Origin of the sequence: Sulfitobacter sp. DSM 110093 (assembly GCF_022788715.1) — a bacterium.
In the GTDB taxonomy this organism is placed as follows: domain Bacteria; phylum Pseudomonadota; class Alphaproteobacteria; order Rhodobacterales; family Rhodobacteraceae; genus Sulfitobacter.
On sequence record NZ_CP085169.1, the window covers coordinates 65,413 to 79,174 of the forward strand.

General features: G+C 55.0%; 13 protein-coding genes. 9 read left to right on the forward strand and 4 right to left on the reverse strand.

Features of this window, described 5'->3' with window-relative positions; translation table 11 throughout:
* Positions 1-15 precede the first annotated feature (15 nt).
* Positions 16-990, reverse strand: a complete 975-nt coding sequence (locus tag DSM110093_RS18555) for a response regulator (RefSeq protein WP_243267958.1) — start codon at positions 988-990, stop codon at positions 16-18.
* A 306-nt stretch (positions 991-1,296) separates the two neighbouring features.
* Here DSM110093_RS18555 and DSM110093_RS18560 point away from each other — a divergent pair, with 306 nt between their 5' ends.
* A complete protein-coding gene (locus DSM110093_RS18560; protein WP_243267959.1) occupies positions 1,297-2,751 on the forward strand; it encodes an ATP-binding protein in 1,455 nt (484 codons plus the stop codon).
* A gap of 412 nt (positions 2,752-3,163) precedes the next feature.
* Here the strand turns inward: DSM110093_RS18560 and DSM110093_RS18565 are convergent, their stop codons facing one another.
* Together DSM110093_RS18565 and DSM110093_RS18570 are read right to left on the reverse strand one after the other, a co-directional pair.
* Complete coding sequence (locus tag DSM110093_RS18565; RefSeq protein WP_243267960.1) at positions 3,164-3,949, reverse strand: fumarylacetoacetate hydrolase family protein; 786 nt, start codon at positions 3,947-3,949, stop codon at positions 3,164-3,166.
* Positions 3,946-4,725, reverse strand: coding sequence for a TIM barrel protein (locus DSM110093_RS18570; RefSeq protein ID WP_243267961.1), 780 nt, complete (start codon positions 4,723-4,725; stop codon positions 3,946-3,948). Before DSM110093_RS18570 ends, DSM110093_RS18565 begins: the two co-directional genes overlap by 4 nt.
* Positions 4,726-4,823: 98 nt before the next feature.
* Between DSM110093_RS18570 and ilvD the strand changes: the two genes are divergently transcribed.
* The 8 genes from ilvD to DSM110093_RS18610 all read left to right on the forward strand — a co-directional run bounded on the left by ilvD (position 4,824) and on the right by DSM110093_RS18610 (position 12,826).
* Positions 4,824-6,551 carry a dihydroxy-acid dehydratase gene (gene ilvD, locus DSM110093_RS18575; RefSeq protein WP_243267962.1) on the forward strand — a complete coding sequence of 576 codons (1,728 nt, stop codon included), beginning with the start codon at positions 4,824-4,826 and terminating at the stop codon, positions 6,549-6,551.
* Positions 6,548-7,435, forward strand: a complete 888-nt coding sequence (locus DSM110093_RS18580) for an NAD(P)-dependent oxidoreductase (RefSeq protein ID WP_243263300.1) — start codon at positions 6,548-6,550, stop codon at positions 7,433-7,435. Before ilvD ends, DSM110093_RS18580 begins: the two co-directional genes overlap by 4 nt.
* Positions 7,436-7,488: 53 nt before the next feature.
* Entirely contained in the window at positions 7,489-8,535 is a 1,047-nt protein-coding gene (locus DSM110093_RS18585) for a TRAP transporter substrate-binding protein (RefSeq protein ID WP_243267963.1), read from the forward strand.
* Between the two features lie 76 nt (positions 8,536-8,611).
* A complete protein-coding gene (locus DSM110093_RS18590; protein ID WP_243263298.1) occupies positions 8,612-9,121 on the forward strand; it encodes a TRAP transporter small permease in 510 nt (169 codons plus the stop codon).
* On the forward strand, positions 9,121-10,422 hold the full coding sequence (locus DSM110093_RS18595) for a TRAP transporter large permease (protein WP_243267964.1): 1,302 nt from the start codon (positions 9,121-9,123) through the stop codon (positions 10,420-10,422). The genes DSM110093_RS18590 and DSM110093_RS18595 overlap by 1 nt, the downstream gene beginning before the upstream one ends.
* A 2-nt stretch (positions 10,423-10,424) precedes the next feature.
* Positions 10,425-10,967: a MarR family winged helix-turn-helix transcriptional regulator gene (locus DSM110093_RS18600; RefSeq protein WP_243263296.1), complete on the forward strand. Its 543-nt coding sequence runs from the start codon at positions 10,425-10,427 to the stop codon at positions 10,965-10,967.
* A 261-nt stretch (positions 10,968-11,228) separates the two neighbouring features.
* Positions 11,229-12,044 carry a sugar phosphate isomerase/epimerase family protein gene (locus DSM110093_RS18605; protein ID WP_243267965.1) on the forward strand — a complete coding sequence of 272 codons (816 nt, stop codon included), beginning with the start codon at positions 11,229-11,231 and terminating at the stop codon, positions 12,042-12,044.
* A complete protein-coding gene (locus tag DSM110093_RS18610; RefSeq protein WP_243267966.1) occupies positions 12,041-12,826 on the forward strand; it encodes a phosphodiesterase in 786 nt (261 codons plus the stop codon). The genes DSM110093_RS18605 and DSM110093_RS18610 overlap by 4 nt, the downstream gene beginning before the upstream one ends.
* Before the next feature lie 72 nt (positions 12,827-12,898).
* Here DSM110093_RS18610 and DSM110093_RS18615 read toward each other — a convergent pair whose 3' ends face one another.
* Positions 12,899-13,753, reverse strand: a complete 855-nt coding sequence (locus tag DSM110093_RS18615) for an ABC transporter permease (protein WP_243267967.1) — start codon at positions 13,751-13,753, stop codon at positions 12,899-12,901.
* Between the last annotated feature and the right edge of the window lie 9 nt (positions 13,754-13,762).

The window sequence follows — 13,762 nt, forward strand, 5'->3', positions numbered from 1 at the left end:
GAAGCGACGCCGGCATCAAGACGCCGCGGCAGCAGGGTGCAGATCTGGTTGTGAGCCCGTGAGACTTTCCGTTCTGGCGGACTTCACCCGTTGGATTGCGCGATCAAACGTCCGCTTTACGCGCTGTGTGGCGCTGGCATTCGGCTGGATCGGCTTGCCGATCGAAAGGGTGAGATTCATTTTGCCGCCGTGCTCATAGCGTGGGACCAACTCCCCCAACTGACGTTGAATTGCATTTTCCACGTCGTCCCAATCTGGCAGGTGCTCAGTTGTGACCACGCAGAGAAGCATGCCGCCCCCGTTGTGGGTCATCAAAAGCTCCGGACAGCTTATGCTCTGCGCTATGAGCCGCGTGACTGCAACGATTGCAGTCCTGACCTCTGCGGTGGTGCCATTCGCGTACAGCTGCTGAAAGTTATCGATGGAGACCGCAAAAACATGGCAATCATCTAAGCTGCTCCGTGAGAGCTGGGAGAGATATGCCCCCAGTGAAAAGGGGAGAACAAGTTGAGGGATATCTTCGATGTGCACGGCTTGACTATCGTCAAAGTGATGCACCCCTGGCGATCCCGTTTCCAAATCTTGTGCGGAAATATGGAGCGTGGCTTCTGTTCTCTTCATCATGCGCTCTGCCACACGCAGTCTTGACCTAAGATCGCCTGCTTCAAACGGCTTTGTGACATAATCGGTCGCACCTGCCACGAAGGCGCGGCCCACTGCGATAGCATCCGTCCTTTGCGTCAGCATTAGGATGGGTGTGTAGAGGTATCCCGGTAGGGATCGAATTTTGCGGCATAGGGCAATGCCGTCCATTTCTGGCATCTCGATATCGAGCAGCAGGCAGTCGAATTTTGTTTCTGGTGCTGAAAGAAGCTCTAGCGCCTCTGCGCCAGAGGAGGCGGTGGTGATCTCGCAAGCGTTTACGGCAGATAGGGTCGTTTGGACCAGGTCTCGGATGATTGGGTCGTCGTCGACTGCAAGAATTTCCATCAATTGGCCTTAATATTGAACGCAAACTAAAAATACGGAGTATTTTGTTTACTGTTTCGAAAATGTTTAGCGAAATTATGGCAGTTTTGAAGGGCTGTGCGCCTTTCTTTCGCCATACTTTAGACTTGATATTGCCTTGCGATAATTTCTGCTGCCATGAATGGGTATTTTACCATTTGTATTCAATGACATGGGCTCTTTGCGCAGGCGCAAGTTTTGCGTTTTTTTGGCCCAAAATGGGCTTTTAGTATTGATTGTCCTAACGGGTTTCCTCTTACCTCGGCCAGTAAGGCAGAGTGTAGGACTATGACATTGAATTGTAATGTTTCCGCAAATTTTAGTGCGTCTGAATCTATTGAGTTGGACCCATCTCTGTCCGAGCGCGACGCGCGCTTTGATAAGCTTACAAATATAGCATCCCTTGTCATGAAGGCGCCTATATCCCTTCTCACGATTATCGACGATGCGGGTGGTCAACAGCTCTTTAAGTCAGCCGCGGGCCTGACAGGAGAACTCTTCCAGACGCGTTCGACGCCACTAAGCCACTCTTTTTGCAAACATGTCCGTGACAGCGGCAAACCGCTTGTGGTCCGAGACTCTCGAAAGCACCCTGAGCTTAAGTATAACCCGGCGGTTGCTGAATTTGGCCTCATTGGGTATCTCGGGGTTCCGTTCCGCAGTGAGCGGGGGGACGTTGTGGGCGCATTTTGCTGTATAGACCACCGCCCGCGGGATTGGGACGAAAACGATATTGAAATCCTTACCCGATTGGCCTCCATCGCAGCCGACCAGCTTCATCTGACTTCTGCAGAGGACGGTAGAGTAAAGGCCAAACGTTTGGCCGAGCAAGCCGCGGCGACCCGTGCAAGCTTTCTGTCGCATGCCAATCATGAGGTGCGGACCCCCCTTAGCTCCATTGGGGGAGCAACCCGTCTTCTGAGCATGGTCGTGGCCGATGAGAAAGCGCGCAATCTCGTTGGGGTGATTGAGCGGAATGTATCCCGGTTGAGCGCGCTCGCAGATGATCTTGTGCGGATTGCAGAGTTGGACGACGCGACCGCTTCGATTGCCCAGGAATCCTTTAATCTGTCGGAAGTAATCGGCAATATCGTGGATAGGCATCATGATGCCGCTCAGACCAAAGGGATAGATCTCACTCTTACCTGTGACCTCAAAGATGATCCCCTCTTACTGTTTGATGCGCAAGTCCTCACCCAAGTCGTTGAACGCCTTCTTTCCAACGCTGTTAAGTTTACGTCCCTCGGCGAAGTGCGGGTCGCGATCGCGTCAGAACACTGCCAGGACGGTGCCACTATCAGGATCACAGATACCGGCTGTGGCATTGAGGCAGAACACCTCGTCAGACTTTTTGATGAGTTCGAAGCGCACAACCCAAGAACGGCGCGTCAGGGAGGAGGCACGGGGCTTGGTATGAGCATCGTTCGCCGCGACGTCGAACGGATGGGCGGTGAGATCTCGGTATCCAGCCAGCCGGGGGAGGGAACGGACTTCGTCGTGTTCCTGCCTAACGGCCGCGGCGCAAATTCTTGCGAGCATCTCGAGGATGAGCAGGAGGGTGGCTCTCACCTTCTTACCTGTCTGGAATGTGGGGAGGAGATGGGTCTTCTGCGTCGTCATCTAAGCCAAGTGCATGGTCTGACCCCTGAGGCCTATCGCGCCAAATGGAAGCTGGCTAGCGACTTTGCGGTTTCCAGTAAGGGCTATAGAAAGATGCGGCAGGCGGTCAGAAACTTGATGTAATCTTTTGCCTGGGCCAAGCGTCACAAGCAACGAAGCCTCTACTGGCAAAGCAAAGGTTTCTTAACCTTGTTTGACATGTGGCAAAGCGTGACAGGCTCCCGAGGTTCTGTTGTATGAAGTCGTTTATGAACGAATTTCCCTTTCCCTAGACACAGCGTCTACGGTTCCCGTGATGGGTATGCCAAGCGTGGTGTAGCCCTTCATGACTGCAATACGGACCTAAACCTCTGCAACCGTATCGCGTTGCGAGCTTCTGTTCGATCTTTTGAGCCCACTGAAGCGCCCGGTTCCAACGGGCTACCAGTTCAGCAGTTACCCAAGCAGCTCGGCCAGTCGCTTATTGAGCAGCCTATGCTGTGTTGATGGTGCGGGCCTTTCCCGCCGTCAGGACCCAAAATCTAAGGGCCTTTGCTTAGCGAAGCGTGAGTGCTGCTCTACCAACGCCGGACATCTCGACTTCAATTTTCCCTGGTCCGTCATGATATAAGATCGGGCTATGCGTTCCGCAGAAGACGACTTGACCGGCTTCAAGGGCGAGGCCTCGAGACGCGAGGTGATTGGCAAGCCAAATTACGGCATCCAGAGGGTTTTGCGGAGCCGCTCCTGTAACGTCGTGCACAACTTTGCCGTCAATCAGGACAACAGTATTAAGATCGCTAGTGTTTAAGCTTTCTGGCTCAACCCCACCATCACCAACAACCGCTCCCACGTTCGAAATATTTTGTGCGATAGCATCGGGAATATGAGTGTTGGGCATGTCCGTATGACGCATATCCAATAGCTCTACTCCAGTCGCGAACCTATCTATGGCAGCCACCACCTGAGACCGATTGAAGGGTGTCTCTTGTGGTGCCAGCGTCGACTTCATTACAGCGACGATTTCTGGCTCAAAGGCAAATTCTGTGTAATCCGATGCGTCCAGCACCGCATCGCTTTTCACTGATTGACTTGCAAAGATACGACCCGACGCAGGCTCGCTGAGTTTGAACCGATCCATTAATTGTTGCGAGTTCGCGGCGATCTTCCAACCAGCAACCGGGCCGCGCATTTCAGGAGCAGCTAGGGACGCTGCCACCTCATCCTGAACGGCATAGGCTTGCATGAGGCTTCGCGGTGGCTCTTCGGCATACGGGTTAAAAGGACTGCCATTCTGAACATCCTGCAAGATTCTCTCAATCAACGTGGTTTGGTGGGTCATGCCATCATCCTTTTGAAATCTATCATCCATTGAAGTCCGTCACATGTGTTATGCTGCGGACGATATTCTGCCGAAACTGCGCCGTGGTAGCCTATGTCGTGCAGTGCCGTGAAAGCTGCGGCGAAATCGATCTCGCCAGTCCCAGGTTCATGGCGACCTGGTGTGTCAGCAAATTGAACATGGCCGATCCTTGGCCCCGCCCGCCGGATTGCAGCAGGTAAGTCGGGCTCTGTGATTGCCATATGGTACAAATCAAACTGAAGCGCGATGTTAGGACAGTTGAGCTCCTCCAAAAGCGCGAGCGCCTCATCTAGGCCCGAGAGAAAGAAGCCCGGGACATCGTGACGATTCACTGCCTCCACCATGACCTGCACATCAATGTTGGCCATCACCTCAGCAGTATATGTTAGATTGGCCTTCAACATCGCCAGGCAATCGGCGTGAGGCACGCCTTCAGGCGGTCGGCCAGAAAGAACATTGATTTTGCGCACGTTCAAAGTGGCGGCTTGTTTGGCACAGATTTCCACAGCAGCGCGGTAAGCTTCTTTCTCGGCCGGCAGTGCGGCGAGACCGACAGATTCCCCCGGCCCCCGGGGAACGTTGATCAACTCAATGGGCATCTCCAGCGCGCTCGATGCCTCTTTCAAAGGCGCAATCGCCTGTGCTTCCGGAAATTGGATCTCGACCCCATCGAACCCGGCATCCTGCGCTGCTTTGAGCCGTTCCACTAAGGGAAGTTCACAGAACATCATTGAGACGTTGGAAATAAGCTTCATCTGCCGCACCTCGAATTCAACATTGACAGGAAACGGCATTGAGTGGTTTGGTTCAAGTATAAACCTTCTTTAATGAAACTTTCTTTGGAGGCGGCAATATGGCATCGTCCAACAAAAAGCCACTTCGCTCGCGCATTACCACTGACGGCATCGACCGTAGCCCCCACCGCGCATTTATGCATGCAATGGGGCTCGACGACGCGGCCATCGCCAAGCCGATGGTTGGTGTTGTCAGTCAAAAGGGCGAAACCACCCCCTGCAACATGACCCATTACGCCCAGGTTGAGTATGCCAAGGAAGGCGTCGGCATGGCTGGAGGCACCCCACGGGAGTTTACGACAATCTCCGTGTCGGACGGTGTGGGCATGAACCATGAGGGGATGAAATTCAGTCTCGTCAGCCGAGAGATCATTGCAGACAGTATTGAGGCGGTGATCCACGGGCATGCCTATGATGGCATCGTTGGCTATGGCGGATGCGATAAGACTTTGCCCGGGGTCATCATGGGGATGGTGCGGTGCAACGTGCCCTCCGTCTTTGTTTACGGCGGATCTGCTCTACCAGGACGGTTCCAGGGGCGCGATGTGAGTGTTTTGGACACCTACGAAGCTGTTGGTGCAGTTCAAGCAGGGACAATGACCGAGGACGAGCTTACTCAGCTCGAAGAAGCCTGCAAGCCAACCATTGGCTCATGTGCGGGGCAGTTCACTGCCAATACTATGGCGATGGTTTCAGAAGCATTAGGACTGACGGTGCCTAACTCTTCTATGATCCCTGGCGTTTATTCGGAACGCAAAGGCGTGGGCCATCGTGCGGGCGCTCTTGTGATGGAGCTGATCGAACGTGGCGGTCCCTTGCCGCGAGATATCGTGACACGCAAGGCGCTTGAAAATGCTTGTGCGATCGTTGCTGCCACCGGCGGGTCTACCAACACTGCGTTGCACATTCCGGCAATTGCACATGAGGCAGGCATCAAGTTTACAGCTGATGATGTTGCTGCCGTTCTCCAACGCACGCCATTCATTGGCAATCTGCGGCCCGGTGGCAAATACCATGCCAAAGACGTGTACGAAATTGGCGGCGCACATGTGGTCATCAAAGAGCTGATCGCCAATGGTTTCATGCATGGCGACACACTGACCGTGACAGGTCGAACGCTCGCCGAAGAAGTGGCAGACGCTCCAGCACCGGATGGCGAAATCATCCACCCCGTCTCCAGCGCTATTATGCAGTCTGGTGGCGTTGTTGTACTGAAGGGGAACCTCTGCCCGGATGGCGCGCTTTTGAAAGTGGCCGGGCTAAAGTCGCTGACCTTCACCGGAACGGCACGGGTGTTTGAAAGCGAAGATGAAGCTGTCGAAGCGGTTCATTCACGCGATTATAAAGAAGGCGAGGTCCTGATCGTGCGCAATGAAGGCCCGGTGGGGGGGCCTGGTATGCGCGAGATGTTGGGGCTTACAGCCCTGATCTACGGGCAAGGGATGGGCGAGAAGGTCGCCCTTCTGACGGATGGTCGCTTTTCTGGTGCGACGCGGGGCATGTGTATTGGCCACGCTGCCCCTGAAGCGGCGACCGGCGGACCGATGGGATTGGTCCAAAACGGGGATTTGATCACCATCGACGGCACGTCGGCAACGATCACACTCGACGTCCCTGATGAGGAGTTGGCACGCAGGCGCGCTGAGTGGAAAGCCCCCGAAACACGCCATCGCGCAGGCCTGCTGTCCAAATACGCAGCCTCCGTAGGCCAAGCCCATGAAGGCGCCGTCACGCACCCCGGAAACGCCCAGTGGCCCGAGCCACGCAGGAAAGGGAAAACAACATGAGCGATGTGACAACACTCGGCTACATTGGCACAGGCTTAATGGGCACGCCAATGGCCGCGCGCCTGCTCGACGCAGGCTATGCGCTGACTGTCTGGAACCGCACGGCGGCCAAAACCAAAGCGCTCGTCGAAAAAGGGGCCACTTTAGGCGCCAATCCCGCCGAAGTTGCACGCCGGTCAGATATCGTTTTTATGTGCTTAACCGACACCCAGGCGGTTCAAGAGGCCGTTTTTGGTGAAGGCGGTGTTGCCGCAGGGGCGCGTGACGGTACCACTTTAGTTGATTTTTCTTCCATCCAGCCAGAAGCTACGGTCAAGATGGCCGGACAGCTCAAAGCTGAAACGGGGATGGATTGGATTGATGCCCCTGTCTCTGGCGGTGTTCCGGGCGCTGAAGCAGGCAGTTTGGCAATCATGGCCGGGGGGGCTCAAAGCGCTTTTGACCGTGTTGAAAAAGTAGTTCTAGAAATGGCCGAGCGCTTTACGCTGATGGGGCCATCCGGCGCCGGCCAAACAACCAAGTTATGCAATCAAGTTATTGTTGGATGCACGATGGCAGTTTTGGCCGAAGCTGCACGTCTTGCTACAAATGCTGGCGTTGATGCGACACGGCTGCCGGAAGCTTTGGCCGGCGGTTTCGCGGACAGTAAACCGTTACAGATCTTCATGCCCCGGATGGTAAACGCGCAGCATGAACCTCCTTTGGGGCATGTCTACACAATGCTGAAAGATCTCGACTCAGTCTGCGATCTTGCACGATCTTGCACATCTCCGGTTCCGTTCACTTCAATGGCGGCTGAGCAGTTTCGCCTGTTGACTGTACGTGGGGGAGAGACGGCAGACGCTCTGGAAATCTTTAAACTGAGCGGACCGAGCAAACTTTGATAGACCGACCGCAAGAGCTGATAACAATTAGAGATTATAAGGGAGAGTAAGAAATGAAACCATTTGCAACTTGGGCATTTGCCGCAGCACTCGCGAGCAGTGCGGTCCCCGCCCTCGCGCAAGAGACCAAAACCATTCGGGTGGGATCCTGGCTTCCGGCACACCATCTCATCGTTGCGGGCATTTTAGAACCATGGGCCGCAGCGATTGAAGAAGAGACGGCAGGGTCTCTGAAGTTTGAAATCATGACCTCTCCTCTCGGCCCCCCGCCAGCCCAGTTTGACCTCTTGTTGGACCAAGCCTTTGACGTCGGCTACGGCGTATCGGGACATAATGCCGGTCGGTTCACTATGACACAGGTCATGGATCTGCCCTTCATGTCGCCCGATCCATGGGCAGGCTCCGCCGCCTCCTGGCTGACCTACCAAAAGTTTGGTGCAGATTACGGCGAGCATCAGGGCGCCCATGTGGTAGGTCTGTTCACCCACTCCAACCCAAACATCAATATGGCGAAAGGCCGGGTTGAAACCCTAACGGACTTGCAGGGAAAAACGATCCGCGTAGGGGGTAATGTGACCGGACGCATCATGTCAGAGTTGGGTGCGTCTCCTGTTCAACTTCCGCCAACAGAGGCACAAACCGCGATGTCGCGAGGCGTTGCCGATGGGATTACCTTTCCTTCTGAATCCATCGACTTTTTTGGCATCACACCGGTCATTTCCTCAATCACGCGCGTCCCCGGCGGCCTTTACACAGATACGTTTTGGGTCGCGTTTAACCAAGACAGTTGGGACGGCCTGAGCGAAGTAGAGCGCGCAGCCGTTGACAAGCACTCCGGCATGGCTCTTGCCATGCTGTCCGGGTTTGCTTGGTCCAATGGTGACAAATATGGTGAAGAGAAGCTAAACGAAAACGGCGTGGAGTTTGTCACGCTGAGCGACGAAGATGTCGCCACTGCTCGCGACACATTGAAACCGCTCGAAACCGAATGGCTGGCCCAAGCGTCAGATAAGGGTTTTGATGGGGAAGCCATCCTCCAGTATGCCCGCGATATGGCTGAGAACTATCGCGCAGACCGCGAAGTGAACGTCGTAAAATAACGTTAAGAGGCGGCTCTGCAAAGCATTGCTGCCTCTTTGCGCCTGACACAGACCCTTGAAGAAAGAGAATACTGACATGTCGGCTGCCATTACTTTCTTTGACCGGCTGTGTCTGTCGCTGGCATGGTTGTCTGGGCTCATTGCTTTTGCGGTCATGGCCGTGACATTTACAGGCGTTGCCATGCGCTATGGGCTGCGCAGCCCGCTTATGGGTGGCTTTGAGATGATCGAAATCGGTATGGGGCTGATTGTATTCAGTGCCTTGCCACTCATGGTCCGTCGCCGGGGCAATATTATCGTGACAATCGTAATCGAGCGGCTACCGCCCGTGCTGGTACGGATCGCCAGTGTCTTCTCTGATCTGGTGGGGGCAGCACTTGTGGCTTTTGTTTCTTGGCGCGTATGGCTGCAGGGCGAACGCCTTTTGACTTATAATGAGGTCACAATGGAATTGCGCGTCCCCAAGGGCTTGATCGCCCAAAGCATGGCTATTTTTCTGGCCGTTACAGCGATTGCATTTCTGCTTTGTGCCATTGAATCTTTCAGGCAGGACCGGTCTGCGACGGCCAGTGGCGGGGGGCTCTAATGGCCGTTTGGGAGGTTTCCGGGGTAGCATTCTTCGGTGTTTTTGTACTGATGATGGGCGGGATGCCAATCGCATTGGCCATGTTGCTCATTGGCCTGTCCGGGATATGGCTCACGATCTCTGAGCGCACAGCAATGGGAATGATTGGCCAGCTGCCAATCAATGCAACGATGTCCTATGAGCTTTCTGTGCTGCCCATGTTCATCCTAATGGGCGTCTTTGTTACCCGCGCGCGTATGTCAGAAGACCTGTACCGGCTCTGTCATGGGTTTGTAGGCCATATGCGGGGCGGATTGGCAGCAGCCACAATCCTAGCATGCGGCGGGTTCTCCGCGCTCAGCGGTTCCTCTTTGGCCACGGCCGCCACAATGGCGAAGGTCGCGGTGCCGGAAATGCGCCGGTATGGATATGCTGATGGCTTTGCTGCCTCAGCCGTCGCCGCAGGGGGCACTTTGGGCATTCTGATCCCGCCCTCCGTAATCCTCGTGCTCTACGGCATTGCCACTGGCACGGACATCGGCTCATTGTTCATTGCGGGCATCTTACCGGGCGTCCTAGCCATTGTGCTGTATCTGGCAGCGATCCGCATCGCCGCCCAGATTGATCCTTCCTGCGCGCCTGCAGCCCCCCGCGCGAGCTGGAGCGAACGTCTGCGCTATCTTCGCAGTGTCGGTCCCATCCTATTGCTCTTTGTGGGAATCATCGGAGGACTTTACAAAGGGATATTTACCCCTACCGAAGCAGGAGGCGTAGGCGCAACCGGTGCGCTGGCCTTTGCGCTCTGGCGCCGTGCCCTGTCATGGAAAGGACTGGTTGCCTCTTTGGTGGAAACTGTAACAACAACGGCAAGCCTGTTTCTGGTTCTTATCGGGGCTTTGGTCTTTTCCAACTTCATGAACCTCATCGGCCTCCCCGCCGCTTTGTCAGATCTCATCACTTCCTTAGGCCTCGGCCCGACCGCTGTGATCCTCACCATCCTCGTGATCTATCTCTTTTTGGGCATGTTTATGGAAAGCCTCTCCATGATCTTGCTGACCATCCCCATCTTCTTCCCAATTGTAACCCAACTAGGGTTTGACCCCATCTGGTTTGGGATCTTTGCAGTCATGGTCACAGAGCTCTCCTTGATCACTCCCCCGGTTGGCCTGAATCTTTTTGTAATAAGGTCTGTCATTGATGACTTGTCCGTTGGGGATATGTACCGCGGCATCTTGCCCTTTGTATTGGCCGATCTTATTCGCATCATAATCATCATCGCCGTGCCATGGATCGTCATGGTCCTGCCCGAACTGGCGCGCTGAACATGAATAAGAAAACCATAGCCACAAGCCCAGGGCCCCCCACGGATGACCGGCTCACTTATGGGACTGCACAGCCTCCGGAAAGCAACTCATTAGACCACGGCATTCTCCATGAATTCATCGGCATGTATCTGCGCCGTGCCTATGAAGTTGCCTATGAAGACTTCCGCGCGCGTTTGGGCAAGGACGCACTGCAACCCGGCTATTTCACCATTTTGACCTTGATCGTCCGAAACCCACGCATCAGTCAGACCCAGATCGGCACCGCATCCGCCCGCGACAAATCAAGTGTTACAAAAGCACTCCGGTGGATGGAAGACGAAGACCTGATTGTCCGACTAAGATCCGCTCACGATCGGCGAATACACCTAAGTGTTGCGACCGAAAAAGGGATCAAGCAACAGGCTTTGATGGAAGCAAAAGCACTGGGTCACTTACACTCACTTAACGATGCGATCGGCCCAGAACGATATGCAACTTTTATTTCCACGCTAAAAGATTTGATTGACAGCATGGAGACCATCGCCGCTACACGAGCTGATTAGGCAGGCCGGGATTGATGTTGTAGCCGCCCATCGGGGATACCATTGGTGATGGGTGCAAACTACGCCAACACATCGGCATCAACCCGCGCCGTGATCTGCACCGGGCGATAGAACGGACCTTCGTCAAAGGCGGAAGCGTCTCGGGTGTTCTTGCGCCTATAGCTCTGCTGCCTGTCGTAATGAAATCTTCACTGAACCTTCGCTTGGTCAACATATAACAGCCGCAAGGAAAGGGGCAGATTCTCAACAACAGGACAGAATATGACCCCTCCCGTCATCGGCGCGGCGCTTGGCACCGCAGACCTTGAAACCTACCGCGACTGGATACTCGAAAAGCAGCGCGATCTTGAGCTTCAATCCTTTCATGCGCCTGACGTGCTGGGGGGGGATTGGCAGCCCGAAGCTGACCGGATCAAGGCACTTTTGGATGGCTATACCGGACGTTTGGGTATCCACGGACCCTTTTGGGGCTTCACCATCCATTCAAATGACCCTGAGGTTCGCGCGGTGGTGACCAAACGGGTTAACCAAGGGTTAGATGTTTGCCAGGCTGTCGGGGCAACGCAGATGGTGCTCCATTCGCCCTATACTGCTTGGGACTACAATAATTTCGACAACCTTGAGAATGCCCGCGACATGGTGATTCAAAACACCCATGCGACGCTTTCAGGTGCCGTAAAGCGTGCGGAAGATCAGGGTGTTACGCTGGTCATTGAAAACATTGAAGACATCGCCCCGCGTGACCGTCGACTATTGGTGGAAAGTTTTGACTCTCCCGCGGTGCGCCTGTCGATCGACACGGGCCACGCCCACTATGCCCATGGCACCAATGGCGGGCCACCGGTGGATTATTACGTGCGCGCCGCAGCGGGCTTGCTGGACCATATTCATTTACAAGATGCTGATGGTTATGCTGACCGGCATTGGGCGATTGGCGAAGGAACGATCCGCTGGCATGCCGTCTTCCGCGCGCTTGCCAAACTGGAAGAACAACCACGCCTGATCATGGAACTCCGCAACAAAATCGGCATTCCAGCATCGATTGGTTATCTGACACGTGAGGGGCTTGGCCAATGACACTCAAGATCGTTGTACTAAGCGACTTACACATCGTACGCGAAGGAGAGACAACCCACACGCTTGACACTGCAGACCGGTTGGCACGCGGCGTGGCGGCCATTAATGCGCGCCATGCGGATGCAGACTTCTGTGTTCTGGCGGGGGATTTGGCCGACCTGGGGGAGGCGGAAGCCTATGTCCGGTTGCAGTCGATCCTTTCGGAACTAACCGTTCCTTGCCATATCACCCTAGGCAATCATGATGATCGGCCTGTTTTTCTGGAAGTCTTCGGTAAAGACTATGAAGCAGAGACCGGCTGCATTGATAAGGTGATAGATCACAAGGGTTACCGGACCATCTTGCTCGACTCCTCGGAGCCGGGAATACATCCGGGCGTGCTCACCGACGCGCAATATGACTGGCTGGAAGAACGGTTGCTGGAGGCAGCGGACAAGCCCGTCATCGGCATCTTGCACCACCACGCAAACCCGCTCTTCACGCGGGTCGACCGCATTATCCTGCGCGACGGCGCACGATTGGCCAATCTGCTCGCAACACATGGCGACGTTCGGCAGGTGATTGCCGGCCATGTTCATTATAATTCTACTGCGCTGTGGCGGGGCATTCCCTTTACCACAATGTCAGGGAACCATTACAACGTAACTGTGAACCTTGATGGCGGTACGTTCGAAGAACTTGATGGCCCGGCACAGATCGCAGTGATCCTTGCCGATGCGGATCAGACCTTGGTGCATTTTGACAACTATATCGATAGCAGCACTGTGATCGTTACGCGTTGACCACAATGGGCGGCCAGTGGGCCGCCCTTTTACCATCATAACCGCGGTACCTCCCAAACCTTGGCTCCAGTCTTAGAGTGTTGGGTCCAGGCGGTCGCGCAGCCAGTCGCCGGCCAATGAGATCGCTAATGTTGTCAGCACGATCACAACGGCAGGCGACAGCATGATCCATGGTGCCGTGGTGAGATACTCGCGCCCAAAGCCCACCATATTGCCAAGGCTTGTATCGGGCGGCTGCACCCCAAGTCCTAGGAACGAAAGGCTGGACTCCATCAGGATAATTTCGGGGAAAGTGAGTGTCATGGAGACGATCAACGTCGATGCAACATTGGGAAGAATGTGGCGTAGATAGACCCGCGATGGCTTTGCACCAAGTTGAACCACAGCAGCGGCGTATCCTTGAGCACTTGCTGAAATGGCAAGTCCGCGGGTGATCCGAGCATAACGTTCCCATCCGTAGAAACCCATTAGGCAGACAAGCAACAGCATAGATGATCCGAAGAACGCGAGGACCGCCAGCGACATAATCAGGAAGGGCAGCGCGGCTTGAAAATCCGCCAACATCACGACCACATGCTCCACCACGCCGCGGAACTTGGCCGCCATGAAGCCCAGCAATGTGCCAAAGAAGGCCGAAAGCAGGGTCGCCCCAAAAGCGATAACCAGTGAGGACCGCACCGACTGGATCAGGCGCGATAGCACGTCGCGGCCCAATTCATCTGTACCCAACCAATGCCCCGGCGTGCCCGGCGGAGCGAGCCGTGTGCTGAGGTTCATCTGGGTGATCGGATAGGGCCGCAGAAGATCTACAAAAAGCGCGCAAATGACCATCGCCGAAAGCCAAAATAGCGCCAGCTGCACGGTGAAGGGTAACCGCGCGCGGCGGCGTTTGGCAAAGCGCGGGGGATTGACGGTAGTGACAGCCATGTCAGTTCC